Source organism: Halomonas sp. LC1 (assembly GCF_030247125.1).
In the GTDB taxonomy this organism is placed as follows: domain Bacteria; phylum Pseudomonadota; class Gammaproteobacteria; order Pseudomonadales; family Halomonadaceae; genus Vreelandella.
The window spans coordinates 104,783-118,384 of record NZ_JASSPG010000002.1; the positions used below are offsets into that span (position 1 = coordinate 104,783).

13 protein-coding genes and 2 tRNA genes are annotated in these 13,602 nt (G+C 60.1%); 12 read left to right on the plus strand and 3 right to left on the minus strand.

The features are described from left to right. The first annotated feature begins 12 nt into the window (after window positions 1-12). The 7 genes from radD (at window position 13) to nadA (ending at window position 6,266) form a co-directional block, all read left to right on the plus strand. On the plus strand, window positions 13-1,821 hold the full coding sequence (gene radD, locus QIT27_RS03385) for a DNA repair helicase RadD (protein WP_285262892.1): 1,809 nt from the start codon (window positions 13-15) through the stop codon (window positions 1,819-1,821). Window positions 1,822-1,887: 66 nt separating this feature from the next. After that, window positions 1,888-2,859, plus strand: a complete 972-nt coding sequence (locus tag QIT27_RS03390) for a segregation and condensation protein A (protein WP_285262893.1) — start codon at window positions 1,888-1,890, stop codon at window positions 2,857-2,859. Beyond that, window positions 2,856-3,656, plus strand: a complete 801-nt coding sequence (gene scpB / locus QIT27_RS03395; RefSeq protein WP_285262894.1) for an SMC-Scp complex subunit ScpB — start codon at window positions 2,856-2,858, stop codon at window positions 3,654-3,656. Before QIT27_RS03390 ends, scpB begins: the two co-directional genes overlap by 4 nt. Next, window positions 3,643-4,518, plus strand: a complete 876-nt coding sequence (rluB, locus tag QIT27_RS03400; RefSeq protein WP_159343151.1) for a 23S rRNA pseudouridine(2605) synthase RluB — start codon at window positions 3,643-3,645, stop codon at window positions 4,516-4,518. The genes scpB and rluB overlap by 14 nt, the downstream gene beginning before the upstream one ends. A 118-nt stretch (window positions 4,519-4,636) precedes the next feature. After that, window positions 4,637-4,712, plus strand: a tRNA-Lys gene (locus QIT27_RS03405). A 110-nt stretch (window positions 4,713-4,822) separates the two neighbouring features. Next, window positions 4,823-4,898, plus strand: a tRNA-Lys gene (locus tag QIT27_RS03410). Window positions 4,899-5,237: 339 nt separating this feature from the next. Continuing rightward, entirely contained in the window at window positions 5,238-6,266 is a 1,029-nt protein-coding gene (gene nadA / locus QIT27_RS03415; protein ID WP_253017522.1) for a quinolinate synthase NadA, read from the plus strand. A 79-nt stretch (window positions 6,267-6,345) separates the two neighbouring features. Here the strand turns inward: nadA and QIT27_RS03420 are convergent, their stop codons facing one another. Continuing rightward, window positions 6,346-7,806, minus strand: coding sequence for a M48 family metalloprotease (locus QIT27_RS03420; protein ID WP_285262895.1), 1,461 nt, complete (start codon window positions 7,804-7,806; stop codon window positions 6,346-6,348). A gap of 182 nt (window positions 7,807-7,988) precedes the next feature. Here QIT27_RS03420 and QIT27_RS03425 point away from each other — a divergent pair, with 182 nt between their 5' ends. Both QIT27_RS03425 and QIT27_RS03430 read left to right on the plus strand, forming a co-directional pair. Then, on the plus strand, window positions 7,989-8,267 hold the full coding sequence (locus QIT27_RS03425; RefSeq protein WP_285262896.1) for a sulfurtransferase TusA family protein: 279 nt from the start codon (window positions 7,989-7,991) through the stop codon (window positions 8,265-8,267). Further along, window positions 8,264-9,367, plus strand: a complete 1,104-nt coding sequence (locus QIT27_RS03430; RefSeq protein WP_285262897.1) for an AI-2E family transporter — start codon at window positions 8,264-8,266, stop codon at window positions 9,365-9,367. The genes QIT27_RS03425 and QIT27_RS03430 overlap by 4 nt, the downstream gene beginning before the upstream one ends. 46 nt (window positions 9,368-9,413) lie before the next feature. Here the strand turns inward: QIT27_RS03430 and QIT27_RS03435 are convergent, their stop codons facing one another. Beyond that, complete coding sequence (locus QIT27_RS03435) at window positions 9,414-9,887, minus strand: peroxiredoxin (protein WP_285262898.1); 474 nt, start codon at window positions 9,885-9,887, stop codon at window positions 9,414-9,416. A gap of 247 nt (window positions 9,888-10,134) precedes the next feature. Between QIT27_RS03435 and dapA the strand changes: the two genes are divergently transcribed. The 3 genes from dapA to purC all read left to right on the plus strand — a co-directional run bounded on the left by dapA (window position 10,135) and on the right by purC (window position 12,830). Next, window positions 10,135-11,019, plus strand: coding sequence for a 4-hydroxy-tetrahydrodipicolinate synthase (gene dapA, locus QIT27_RS03440; RefSeq protein ID WP_159343145.1), 885 nt, complete (start codon window positions 10,135-10,137; stop codon window positions 11,017-11,019). An 81-nt stretch (window positions 11,020-11,100) separates the two neighbouring features. After that, a complete protein-coding gene (locus tag QIT27_RS03445; protein WP_159343144.1) occupies window positions 11,101-12,081 on the plus strand; it encodes an outer membrane protein assembly factor BamC in 981 nt (326 codons plus the stop codon). Between the two features lie 32 nt (window positions 12,082-12,113). Beyond that, window positions 12,114-12,830, plus strand: a complete 717-nt coding sequence (purC, locus tag QIT27_RS03450) for a phosphoribosylaminoimidazolesuccinocarboxamide synthase (RefSeq protein WP_159343143.1) — start codon at window positions 12,114-12,116, stop codon at window positions 12,828-12,830. Here the strand turns inward: purC and tsaA are convergent. Then, window positions 12,807-13,577 (minus strand): tRNA (N6-threonylcarbamoyladenosine(37)-N6)-methyltransferase TrmO, encoded by a 771-nt coding sequence (tsaA, locus tag QIT27_RS03455; protein WP_285262899.1) that lies wholly within the window; start codon window positions 13,575-13,577, stop codon window positions 12,807-12,809. The genes purC and tsaA overlap by 24 nt on opposite strands. Window positions 13,578-13,602 lie beyond the last annotated feature (25 nt).

Sequence of the window (13,602 nt, forward strand, 5' to 3'; positions counted from 1 at the left end):
GAAAGGTGATGGATGACACATCCTGATAAGGCGGCCTCCGGGCCGCCTTTCTTGGCTAACGGGGCAGCGCCTTCGCTGCGCCCCTACCAAGCCGAGGCGGTCAAGCGGGTAGTCAGCCACTTTCGCGCCACCAGCGCCCCCGCCGTGGTGGTGTTGCCGACGGGCAGCGGCAAGTCGCTGGTGATCGCTGAACTGGCGAGACTCGCCCGTGGGCGGGTGCTGGTGTTGGCTCACGTACGCGAGCTGGTGGAGCAGAACCACGCCAAGTACCAAGCGTACGGCTTGGAGGCGGATATCTTCAGCGCTGGGTTAAAGCGCAAAGAGGCCAGTCGCCAAGTGGTGTTTGGCTCGGTGCAGTCGGTGGTGCGTAACCTGGAGCAGTTCAACGACGCCAGCTTTACTCTGCTGGTAATCGACGAGTGCCATCGGGTATCGCTGGAGGAAGACTCCAGCTATCGGCAGGTGATCGAGCATCTACGGAGCCAGAACCCGCAGCTCAAAATCCTCGGCCTAACCGCCACCCCGTTTCGTTTGGGGCAGGGTTTTATCTACCACCGCCACCACCACGGGATGGTGCGCGGTTCAGAAGAGAGCTTTTTTGCCGACTGCGTGTTCGAGCAGCCGCTACGTCTGATGGTCAAACAGGGCTTTTTGGCCGCGCCCAAGCGGCTGGATATGGCCATCGAGGGGTACGACTTCTCGGCGCTGGCGCCCTCGTCCAGCGGGCTGTTTCGGGAGGAGGAACTCAACCGGGTGGTGGCGGGCAACCGGGCGACACCGGGCATCATTGCCCAGGTGGTGGAGTACGCCGCCGACCGCCAGGGGGTGATGATTTTCGCCGCGACGGTGGCCCACGCCGAAGAGATCATGGGCTATCTGCCCGCCGAGCAGGCCGCGCTGATTACCGGTGCGACCGCCTCGGCCGAGCGCACCGCGCTGATTGATGCGTTCAAAGCGCGCCAACTGAAGTATTTGGTCAACGTGGCGGTGTTGACCACCGGCTTCGATGCCCCCCACGTCGATCTGATTGCGATCCTGCGGCCTACCGAGTCGGTCAGCCTGTATCAGCAGATCGTAGGGCGCGGGCTGCGCCTCTCGCCGGGTAAAGAGGAGTGCTTGATTCTCGACTATGCGGGCAACCCGTGGGATCTCTACGCTCCGGAAGTAGGCGAACCCAAGCCGGATAGCGATAGCGAACCGGTGCAGGTGCCCTGCCCGGACTGCGGTCACGCAAACCTGTTTTGGGGCAAGCGCGACGGCGAGCTGGTGATCGAACACTTCGGCCGCCGCTGCCAGGGGCTGATTGAGGATGACGCAGGGCGGCGCCGCCAGTGCGAGTTTCGCTTTCGCTTCAAAGTATGCGACGAGTGCGGCGCTGAGAACGATATTGCCGCCCGCCGCTGTCATGGCTGTGAGAAGCTGCTGGTGGACGCTGACGACAAGCTCAAGGATGCGCTGAAACTAAAAGATGCCAAGGTGCTGCGCGTCAGCGGCATGCAGTTGGAAGCGACCACCAATGGCCGTGGTCTGCCGCGCCTAAAAGCCACCTACCACGATGAAGATGGCGACAGCCTGAGCGAATGGTTTGCCTTAGAAACCCCTGCCCAGCGCCGCGCGTTTTATGCCGTATTTTTGCGTACCCATCTGCGTGCGCCAGGCGGTCAATGGCAACCGACGACGCCTGATGAGGTTGTCAACGAGCAGCGTCGATTGCGCCACCCGGATTTTGTGGTGGGGCGAAAGGTAGGCCGACACTTTCAAATCCGCGATAAGCTGTTCGATTATCAAGGGCGCTATCGGAAAGCCGCCGATGCTGGCTAGATGCCGCGCTGACAACGCGCTGTTACACTGCTGTTTTCCCACTCATCAACGAAGGATTCGACCCGCGTGAGCGAGACGCCAAGCGCAGCGCCAGACCAAGACCAAGACCAAGACGTGGCGGAATCTACTGCCGAGCCGTTGGTGGAGGCGCTTGGGCGTCTGTTTGATGAGCCCATCACGCAGCTGCCGGAAGATCTCTATATTCCACCCGAGGCGCTGCGGGTCTTTCTGGAAGCCTTCGAAGGGCCGTTGGATCTGCTGCTCTATTTAATTCGTCGCCAGAACCTAGATATTTTGACCATCAACGTGGCCACCATTACCCACCAGTACATTGAGTACGTGGAGCTAATGAAAGCCATGGAGATCGAGCTGGCGGGCGAGTATCTGCTGATGGCTGCCATGCTGGCGGAGATTAAATCCCGGACGTTGCTGCCACGCCCGCCGAAAGCAGAAGGCGAGGAGGAGGAGGATCCCCGCGCCGAGCTGATTCGCCGTCTGCAGGAGTACGAGCGCCTGAAAGAGGCCGCTGAGGCGCTGGATACGCTGCCCCGAGTAGGCCGGGACTGGTTCAGCGTACAGGCGGGCTTGCCGCCGTTGGAAACGCGGGTGATCCATCCCGATGTGGCGCTCGATGAGCTGCTGGGGGCGCTGTCCGATATTCTCAAGCGTGCCGAGCTGGCCCAGGCCCACCAGATCAGCCGGGAAGTGCTCTCCACCCGCGAGCGAATGCTGAAGATCATGGAGCAGCTCAGCCTGGATGGCGAGAGCGGCCGTTATACGCCCTTTGAAGCGCTGTTTACCCTTGAAGAGGGGCGTGCCGGTGTGGTGGTAACCTTTATGGCTATTTTAGAGCTGGCCAAAGAGGCCATGATCGAGATCGTTCAAAACGCACCGCTGTCGCCCATTCACGTGCGCGCCCGCCAAGCGGCGCTGGCCGATGGGGAAGAGGGCGCTTTCGAGCGTTTGGGAGAGGAGCAGGGCGATGCCGCCTCGGCATTCGAAGAGCCTGCGTTTGAACCTGACGAGGAGTCGCGGTGAGAGACACCACGTTAGACGATATTATTGAAGCGGCGCTGCTAGCGGCGGGTGAGCCGTTGCCGATTGAGCGCCTGGAAACGCTCTTTTTAGAAGAGGAGTGCCCTACCCGCAAAGCGCTGAGGGAGGCGTTGTCGCGGCTGGCGCTGCGTCATGAACATGGCGCGCTCGAACTGGTCGAGACCGCCTCGGGCTTTCAGCTACGCATTCGCCCGCGTTTGGCCCACTGGGTCTCGCGGCTGTGGGACGAGCGCCCCCAGCGCTACTCGCGGGCACTGCTGGAAACGCTGGCGCTCATTGCCTACCGTCAACCGGTGACTCGGGGTGATATCGAAGATGTGCGCGGCGTGAGCGTTAGCAGTTCGATCATTCGAACACTGATGGAACGCGGCTGGATACGCGTGGTAGGCCACCGAGACGTGCCGGGTCGCCCGGCGGTCTATGCCACCACGCGCAGCTTTTTGGATGACTTCGGGCTGAAAACCTTGGATGCGCTGCCGCCCATGCATACGCTGGTCAGCGGCGACGATCACGAAGCGCACTCCGTCGAAGAGGAATCGGGCGAACAAAACCCACTGCCAGCACTGGACGAAACGGTGCAAAGCGTGCAGGATGCGCCACCCCAGCAAGATGAGAATACGTCGGCAGAGAGTGCCGATCACCACGCCGAGACGGCGTTAACCCAGCCGCTCAGTTTTGCCGATTTAGAGGCACGGCTAGCGGCACGTGCGCAGCGTCAACATGAGGACGCTGGCACGCAGACCAACGATGTGAGGTCAGACGACCATGAGTCAGAGTAACAACACCACGCCGCCCACCAGCGAAAAGCTGCAGAAAGTCCTCGCCCGTGCGGGCCTTGGCTCCCGCCGTGAAATGGAAACCGCCATTGCCGATGGCCGGGTGAAGGTGAATAGCCAGGTCGCCAAACTGGGCGATCGGGTGGAAGCGCGGGATAAGGTCAGCTTCGATGACCGCCCGGTGACGCTGCGCCCGGAAGAGGAAGTGCCGCGCCGGGTCATTATGTACAACAAGCCGGAAGGCGAGCTGTGCACCCGCAAAGATCCGGAAGGCCGTCGCACGGTCTTTGAGCGCCTACCGCGCCTGAAAGGCGAGCGCTGGATTGCGATTGGCCGCCTGGACATCAACACCAGCGGTTTGCTGCTGTTCACCACCGACGGTGAACTGGCCAACCGCTTGATGCACCCCTCGACTCAAGTAGAGCGTGAGTACGCGGTGCGGGTCATGGGCGACGTCAAGCGTGAGCATATCGTCGCTATGGTCGACGGTGTGATGCTGGAAGATGGCCCGGCGCGCTTCACCGACGTGCAGGAGTTTGGTGGCGAAGGCATCAACACCTGGTTCCACGTGGTGATTCTGGAGGGCCGCAACCGTGAGGTTCGCCGCCTGTGGGAATCCCAGGGGCTTACCGTTAGCCGCCTGAAGCGCGTTCGCTACGGCAACATCTTCCTCGACAAGCGCGCGAAAGCTGGTGAGTGGGTCGAACTCTCTCAGGATGAGGTGGATGACTTGGCGACGCTGGCCAATCTTGAAACCCGGAAAGTGCCTGAGCTGACGCCAGACGAGAAGAACCGCTGGAGCCGTGACAAGCACAAGCGCCGTCCGGTGCAGGCGATGCGTAAGCCGAAACCCAAGCGCGGCTAAGCAAGTGACCTCTGCGGTGTAGGCGTTGTCGACGCCGCAGAGGACGGAATATAGACGAAAGATAAAAAAGGGCTTGCTATTCACAAGCCGTATCCGTACTATATGCATCCGTTCGGACGGGTCGTTAGCTCAGTTGGTAGAGCAGTTGACTTTTAATCAATTGGTCGTAGGTTCGAATCCTACACGACCCACCATCCGAACCAAACAATGCATCAAGCCGTTATCTTCTTAATGCCTTGTTTTGATGCCAGCCATTGCGGGATTCGTGAATGTTGGCACCATCCGTAGTAACGCAGCAAAATTTGGGTCGTTAGCTCAGTTGGTAGAGCAGTTGACTTTTAATCAATTGGTCGTAGGTTCGAATCCTACACGACCCACCAAATTTCGACGCCCTTGGTAGCTTGCTGCCAGGGGCGTTTTGCTATGGGCGTTTTGACGCGCCGCAGCGTGACTTTGCGCTTGCAGCGAACAATCATTGTCCACCACAATGCCATGACAACGACGTGATGGCATCGTGAAACAGGATGAATGAACGTCTAATCGATTGATCGTATAGCTGCCGAGCTGTCACGGCAGCCCTGGCTCCCAAGAGTCAGATTGGTGACGCGCCACCGCGAGAGACGCAGCGGCCGTTGCCCCGAGTGCGGCGCATGCGGAGCGCATACGCCGTGACTGGTGTTTAACAGGGGGATTCCCTGTTCGTCACAGTGGTAGACACGATGACTATGATGACTTCTCAAGTGGAGTTAGACGCTCCGCTGCCAAGCCCGTACTGCCCTACCCGCATCCCGGCGGAAGACGAAGCGCGAGTGGCTGAGATCAAGCAGCTGCTCAAGGCGAACAACGCCGTTTTGGTAGCGCATTACTACACCGACGATGCCATTCAGCAGCTAGCCGAAGAGACTGGCGGCTGTGTGGCTGACTCCCTGGAAATGGCCCGCTTTGGCGCTCGCCATGAGGCCACTACGCTGGTGGTTGCTGGCGTGCGTTTCATGGGCGAAACGGCCAAGATCCTCTCCCCCGAAAAGCGCGTGTTGATGCCAACGCTCGAAGCGACCTGCTCCTTGGATGTCGGTTGCCCTATCGATGAGTTCAGCGCGTTCTGCGATGCCCATCCTGATCGTACGGTGGTGGTGTATGCCAATACCTCGGCGGCAGTAAAAGCGCGTGCCGATTGGGTCGTGACCTCTTCGATCGCCGTGGAGGTCATCGAGCATTTGCAGGCGAAGGGCGAAAAGATCCTCTGGGCGCCGGACAAACACCTGGGTAGCTATATTCAGAAGAAAACCGGGGCCGATATGCTGATGTGGGACGGTGCCTGCATCGTGCACGAGGAGTTCAAGGCGAAAGGCATTCAAGACTTGAAGCGTCTATATCCGGATGCCGCCGTGCTTGTCCACCCGGAGTCGCCGGAAGCCGTCGTGACGCTGGCCGATGTGGCGGGCTCCACCTCGCAACTCATCAAAGCGGCGAAAACGCTACCTAACGACAAGCTGATCGTGGCGACTGATCGTGGGATCTTTTTCAAGATGCAGCAAGCGGTGCCTGAGAAAACGCTCTTTGAAGCGCCCACCGCCGGTAACGGTGCGACGTGCCGTAGCTGTGCCCACTGCCCGTGGATGGCGATGAACGCGCTGGATAATTTGGCAGGGGCGCTGCGTGAAGGCAGCGGCGAAATTTTCGTCGACGACGCGCTGCGTCAGCAGGCGCTCAAACCCCTCGAACGCATGCTGAACTTCAACGCTTAGACATCAGCACAACGTCTTTGACGTTAGCCAAAAGCCCGAACGCAATGCGTCGGGCTTTTTTGCCTAGGTTGCATGGGCGCTAAAATGTCTCCAGCGTCTCTCGGTACTCAAGAAACGCTTCTCGGCGCTGCTCGATACGCGCGAGCGCTTGAGCGTCGTTCTCCTGTTGAGCAGCGTCTTTGGCAATACTCAGCTGTCGAATGGCGCGGTCTATGCGGCCGGTGAGCTGGAGGTGTTCGGCACGGGCCAGATGACCCCAGCCGTTGAAGCCGCTGCGCCCGGCCGCCTCGGCCAGCAGGTTGAATCCCTGCGGGTTTTCCGGGTGTTGCGCGGTAATGTCCCGAAGCAGGTCATAGGCGGCTTCAGGATGACGCTGTAGCTGCGCTTCCGCTAGCGTGAGCTGCGCCGGCAGGTAGTTGGGCATTAGCCGCAGCAGCCGCTGGCTGCGGTGAATGGCGTCATCGTAGCGCTGTGCGGTCAACGCCACGTGCGCCGCCGTGGCGGGCAGCATGCCGTAATCGGGAAGCTCGCTGGCTAGCTGGTCGAGGGTTTGGAGGGCACGGTCGGTCTGCCCGTTTTGTGCCGTGATCAGCGCGTCGATGTAGCGTAGCGCAGGCTCCTCGGCATCCTCTTGCGCCAGTCGCGACGCCGCCTGCTGGGGCGTGTTGCGGTAGATGCTCAGCAGCGCCCGGGCGCGCATCATGTCGTACAACGTATCGCTGGTGTAGCGGCTGGCCACGCTGAGCTGAGACACCCGCGCCTGGGCGTCGCTCAGGCGGCTGTCCGAGACCGGGTGGGTGAGCAGGAATTCCGGCGGTGTGCCGCCCTGAAGGCGCGAAAGGCGCTGCATGGTATCGAACATGCGCACCATGGCTTCGGGGTCGTAACCGGCGTCTGCCATGGCCTGTAGGCCGATGCGGTCGGCCTCCTGCTCGAAGCGCCTGGAGTAGGCGAGCTGATCTTGAATCAGCGCCGCCTGAGAGCCCATGGCGGTGGCAATGCCCGCATCGCCGCCGCCGCTGGCAGCAATCAGCATCCCCGCGAGCATGGCGGCCATGGCGGGCAGCTGGGTTTGCTCCGCGCGGGCGCTGCCGCGAGCGTAGTGGCGCTGGGAAAGGTGCCCAAGCTCGTGGGCAATCACCGAGACAAACGCCCCTTCATCCTCGGCAAAGGCAAACAACCCTGAATTGATGCCCACCACGCCGCCGGGCACCGCAAAGGCGTTGAGCGAGCGGTTATCCACCATCACTGTCGTCGTTTGCAGGCTGCCGAGCTGGCTGTAGGGCGCCAGGCGCGCGACCAGGCTTTCTAGGTAGTCGCTCACGATGGGGTCCTGCCACTGCGGTGCCTGGGCGCGAAACTGGCGCAGCCACGCGCGACCCAGGCGAAACTCTTCGTTGCTCACGGATGACGATGCGCCGCCTAGCGTGGGTAGTTGGTAATCCTCATAGCTGTGACTGGGCAAACTAACGCACAGGGTGCCGAGCGATAGCGCTAGCGCACAGGCCCAGCGGGCGTTGGTGGGTCTAAAAAGCAGCATGGCATCCCCATTCGTTCAGGTTATAGGCGCGGCGAACAACGGTGTGACATTGATTCAGGCAGGGAAGTGCCGTTAAATCAGAGCCACGGCGGGCATCGCAAAAAAACAGTTTATGCAACAATGCGACGCTTATGTAGCCAACGAACGATTGAGCACCATAGAAGCTGCCTTTGGGGGAGAGTATGTCTGAGCAAACAGCGTCTGGGTTGGCCGAGGGGGTTCAGCCCGATCGGGTAGTGGACGCCACCGGATTGCACTGTCCGCTACCGCTGCTGAAAGCCAAGCAGGCACTGGCCGGTCTAGCCCCCGGTCAACTGTTGGAAGTCAGCGCCACCGATGCTGGGTCGTGGCGGGATATGGCGGCATTTACCGAGCTGAGTGACCATGTCATGGAAGCGCGGGCGCAGCGCGGCGATGTATATGTGTTTTGGATCCGTAAAGCAGGGAATGCCCACTCATGACCATGCGCAGCATCCTGAGAGGTTGGGTCGAACGCTACTTTTCGGACGAGGAGGCGCTGATTCTTCTGTTCGTGCTGGTGGCGGGGTTCGCCGCGATCATCTGGTTTGGTCGTATGCTTGCGCCTTTTTTTACCGCGCTGGTGCTGGCGTTTTTACTGCAAGGGGTGGTCAGCGCGCTGACGCGGCGACGTGTACCGCACCTGTTGGCCGTCATTTTGGTGTTCTTGGCGTTTGTCAGCGTGCTGCTGACGCTGGCGTTCATTTTGATGCCGCTAATCTGGAATCAGCTGGTGGGGCTCGTTCAAGAGACCCCGCGCATGTTTGCCAGCGGCCAAGGGTGGCTGGATCAGTTACAGCAGCGTTTTCCCAATATCGTGACGCCCGATCAGATGCAGAGCTGGATTGGCGTTGCCGGACGGGAAATCAGCCAGCTTGGCCAGCGCGCGTTGACGCTCTCGCTGACCTCGTTGGGCAATATCATGTCGCTGATCATCTATCTGGTCCTGGTGCCGATTCTGGTCTTTTTCATGCTGAAAGATCGTGAGGCGCTGGTGGGTTTTACGCTTTCGTTGCTGCCGCAGAAGCGGACGCTGCTCACCCGTATCTGGCAAGAGATGGACCGCCAGATCGCCAACTACATTCGCGGCAAATCCATCGAAATCGTGATCGTGGGCACGGTGGCGTACATCACGTTCGCCTTTTTTGGCCTGCCTTACACGGCGCTGCTGGCGGTGCTGGTCGGATTTTCCGTCTTGGTGCCGTACATTGGCGCGGCGGTCGCAACGCTTCCCGTGGCGGCGGTGGCCGGGTTCCACTTTGGCATCAGCGAGCAGTTCGTGTACGTGCTGGTGGCCTACGGCGTGCTTCAGGCGCTGGATGGCAACGTGCTGGCTCCCGTGCTGTTCTCGGAAACCAACAATATCCACCCGGTATCGATTATCGTCGCGGTGCTGTTTTTTGGCGGTATTTGGGGGTTTTGGGGAGTATTCTTCGCCATCCCGCTGGCCACGCTGCTCAAGGCGTTGGTGTACGCTTGGCCCAGAGGGATCGAAAGCCGACAGGCAGCGCAACCGCCTCGCTTGGGACAGGATTCACCCTAAGGGCGACGGTGCCCCGATCCTAGGGGCACCGCGCTGTGCGCCGCTGTTACTGGCGGTGAAGTGCCTGCGCCGCGCTCAGCACTTCTTCTGCATGGCCGGGTACTTTGACGCCGCGCCACTCTTGGGCAAGCTTGCCGTCCTGGTCGATCAAGAAGGTGCTGCGCTCGATGCCTTGGTGCTCTTTGCCGTACATCTTTTTGAGTTTGATGACGTCGAAGAGCTGACAAACGGTTTCGTCTTTGTCGGAAATCAGCTCGAAATTGAAATCCTGTTTGGCTTTGAAGTTCTCCTGGGCGCGCAGGCCATCCCGGGAGACACCGATGATCACGGTGTTGGCCGCATCGAAGGCGGCTTTGCGATCCCGAAAATCGCCGCCTTCGGTGGTGCAGCCGGGCGTACTGGCTTTCGGGTAGAAGTAGATGACGACCTGCTTGCCGCGCAGTGCCGACAGCGTGACGGTGGTGTCGCCCGTGGCGGGGGCGGAAAAATCAGGGACGGGCTGGCCAAGTTCGATCGCCATAAAGGCTCCTTATCGGGGTGACTTTCATAGGGAATTACACGCAAGCGCTGCGCTGCTGTCAAAGCGTTCGATAAACTCGCAGTGCTTTACGCTGTACAGGCTCGAATCGCCTGAGTACCATTTGCTGTTTGTGGGCAGGGGTGATCGCGCTCCTTTAAGGCATCAACGCCGCGTCTTGACGTAATGTACGCCATTGCATCCCACGTGGCAGCTTGATTTCAACTTTTTGCAGGTGAGGAAAATACGGATGATCACAGGCAGCATTGTCGCCCTGGCGACGCCGATGAAGGTCAATGGCGACATCGACTGGGAGGCGCTTCGTCGTCTGGTGAACTTCCACCTCGATAATGGCACCGATGCCATCGTCGCTGCGGGCACCACGGGTGAGCCCACCACCATGTCTTTTGCCGAGCACTTCGACGTGATTCGCAGCGTGGTGGAAGAGGTCAACGGCCGTATTCCGGTCATCGCCGGTACCGGAGCGAACGCGACCTCGGAAGCGGTCGAGCTGGCACGCTACGCCAGCGAAGTGGGCGCGGATTACTGCCTGTCGGTTTGTCCTTACTACAACAAGCCCACCCAGGAAGGTCTCTATCAGCACTTCAAAGCGGTGGCAGAAGGCAGCAAACTGCCGGTCATTCTGTATAACGTGCCGGGCCGTACCTGCTCCGATCTTTACAACGAGACCGTGGTACGTTTGGCGGAAGTTAACAATATCATCGGCCTGAAAGACGCGACCGGGAACCTTGAGCGCGCTGAGGATCTAATCTCACGCCTGAAAGGCAGCGACTTCATGCTCTACTCCGGCGACGACGCGACGGCCTGTGACTTCATGCTGATGGGTGGCCATGGTGACATCTCCGTCACCGCCAACGTTGCCCCCAAAGCCATGCATGATCTGTGCGCGGCTGCCGTGGCGGGCGACGCCGACAAGGCGCACCAAATCAATACGCGCCTGATGCCGTTGCACACGAACTTAGGCATCGAATCCAACCCCATTCCCGTGAAGTGGGCGCTGCACCGCATGGGCTACATGGACGCCGGTATTCGCTTGCCGCTGACGTGGCTGTCGGAGAAGTACCACGGCACGGTCAGTGAAGCGCTGCAGCTGGCGGGTGTCGTAGAGGAGTAACCCGGCGCTCGAAACCCTTTTGCTACCCGGTGAAGGCATCGCCGGCCGGGTAACTGATCTGTTGACTGTTAAGGTGGCTTGATGAGCTCTGTGCTTGAACAACGTGCGCTTAAATGGATACCGCTGGCACTCGCAGCCGCTGTCACACTGGCAGGTTGCGCACGCGATGGGTACTACCACGACCGCAACCTGGACTACATCGAAGCGGCCCCGGCGCCGCCTTTGGTGTTGCCCGAGTCCCGCAATACCCAGCGTTACCGCGATGCGATGCCCGTTCCCCAGGTCGCCATGCAGGGCACACAGCTCGATGAGCCAGCCGAGGTCGAACCGCCTCAGTCGCTGGCCATTGGCAGCGGTCTGGAGCCTGACTACGTCGAACGTCGCCAAGTCGGTGACCAAAGCTGGTTAGTCGTCGCTGCGGACCCTGGTACCGTTTGGCCGCAATTGGAAGCCTTCGTGCGTAGCCGCCAACTCCCCGTTCAAGAGAGCAGTGCCAATCAAGGCGTCATCGTAACCCCGCAGGCGACGCTACGCCTACAGAGCGCCCTGCGCGCCGGTAGTAGCGAAGTGCGCTGTGATCAGAGCGGTCAAAGCGTCGAGAGCTGTCTCGCGGCCTTGGAGCAGTACTTGGGTGCTCGTAGCGCCACTGCCAGCTCCTCCTCGTGGACCGCCCAGCGTCTGGCCAGCGAGCAGACCCTTCAGCTGCGTCAGCAGGGCGACGAGTGGGAAGTGGTCATTCCGCAGCCCATCGACCGCGTCTGGGCCGAGTTGAACCACTACCTATCGCTTGATTTCACTCAAGAAGGGCAGCGTGACCTGCTCGCGACCTCCGCTGATGACTACGAGTTCTTGGTGGAGTACATGACCGAAACCGAGCGTGGACGTAACCCGTTGCAGATCGTCTTTAGTCCAGACGTACGCCGGATGTCACAGCAGATTCGTTTGGCGCTCGAGCCCAACGGCGACCAAACCGTACTGCGTGCCATCAACGCCAGCGAGCGTAATTTCAGTGCGGATGATCAGCGCGAGTTGCTTGAGCGCGTCTCCGGCTACTTACGTTAACCCTTTGCTTCTCACTTTCTCACGGAGCCCCCATGGAAAAGCGCCAAGAACTCTATGCCGGCAAGGCAAAATCCGTCTATACCACTGACGATCCTGACCTTCTGGTACTGCACTTTCGTGATGACACCAGCGCTTTCGATGGCAAGAAAAAAGAGGCGCTTGCCCGTAAGGGAATGGTGAACAACATCTTCAACGCCTTCATCATGGAGCGCTTGGAAGAGGGCGGTATCCCCACGCATTTCGAAAAGCAGCTTTCCAACAATGAAAGTCTGGTCAAGAAAATGCAGATGATTCCGGTCGAGTGCGTGGTGCGCAACATTGCGGCGGGCGGTTTGGTGAAGCGCTTGGGGGTGGAAGAGGGCATTGCCCTAAACCCGCCGACCTTCGAGCTGTTCTTGAAGAACGACGAGAAGGGCGACCCGATGATCAATGAATCGCTGGCGGAAACGTTTGGCTGGGCAACCCCCGAGCAACTGGCCAAAATGAAGACCCTGACGTTCAAGGTGAACCACATCCTCAAGCAGCTGTTTGCCGAGGGTGACATGCTGCTGGTGGATTACAAGCTAGAGTTCGGTGTGTTCAACGGCGAGGTCGTCCTGGGGGATGAGTTTTCACCCGATGGCTGCCGCTTGTGGGATGCCAACACCCGCGAGAAGCTGGACAAAGACCGCTTCCGCCAGGGCTTGGGTGGCGTCATTGAGGCTTATGAAGAAGTCGGCCGTCGCTTAGGGATTACCTTTCCCGCCTAAGAGCATTTCGTCAGTCAGTGTATCGATTGCCACCACCGTCAAGGTGGTGGCGTCGTTTTCAGAGGCGGCATCGATCGCCTGGAACTTGACGTCTACGTCGCGCAGTCGCACCCCGTAAAGGCGGTCACTCTGCGTGGCTTTCTGGTAGGCAGGACGTGGGTCTTGGCTCAATACCTGTTCGATCAGCGCATGGAGCGACGCTCCATCGGCACGGGCGGCAAGGCTTGCTTGGGCGGCCTGGCTAAAATGTACGGGTAGCCGTGAGGGCGCGCTGGGTGCAAAGCCTGCCCGAGCATCGGGCTTGGCTTCGGCCCAGGGCAGGTAAGGCTTGATATCGACCACTGGCGTCCCGCTGATCAAGTCACACCCGACGAGATGCAGACTCACCCCTTGCCGGGTGTCGATGTGAGACAGCTCGATCAACGACAGCCCAAGCCGATTGGGGCGGTGGGTGCTGCGGCTGGCAAAGACGCCGACTTTGCGGTTACCGCCCAGCCTCGGTGGGCGTACCAAGGGCGTCCAGCGGGTCGGGCTGTGATGAAAGATAAACGTCACCCATAGGTGGCTAAACTCTTCCAAGCCCCGTACGGTGAGAGGATCATCGAACGGTGCGGTAAGTACCAAGCTTGCGCTGGCCGCTGGCGCAAGTCCCGGCTGGCGGGGAACGCCGAACTTGTCCGGGTAGTCGCTGACGATATGGCCAATGGGCGTCAGCGCAAATGACGCGCTGTCTGATCGATCATGCATGGCACTGCCTTGTGGTTGACCGACA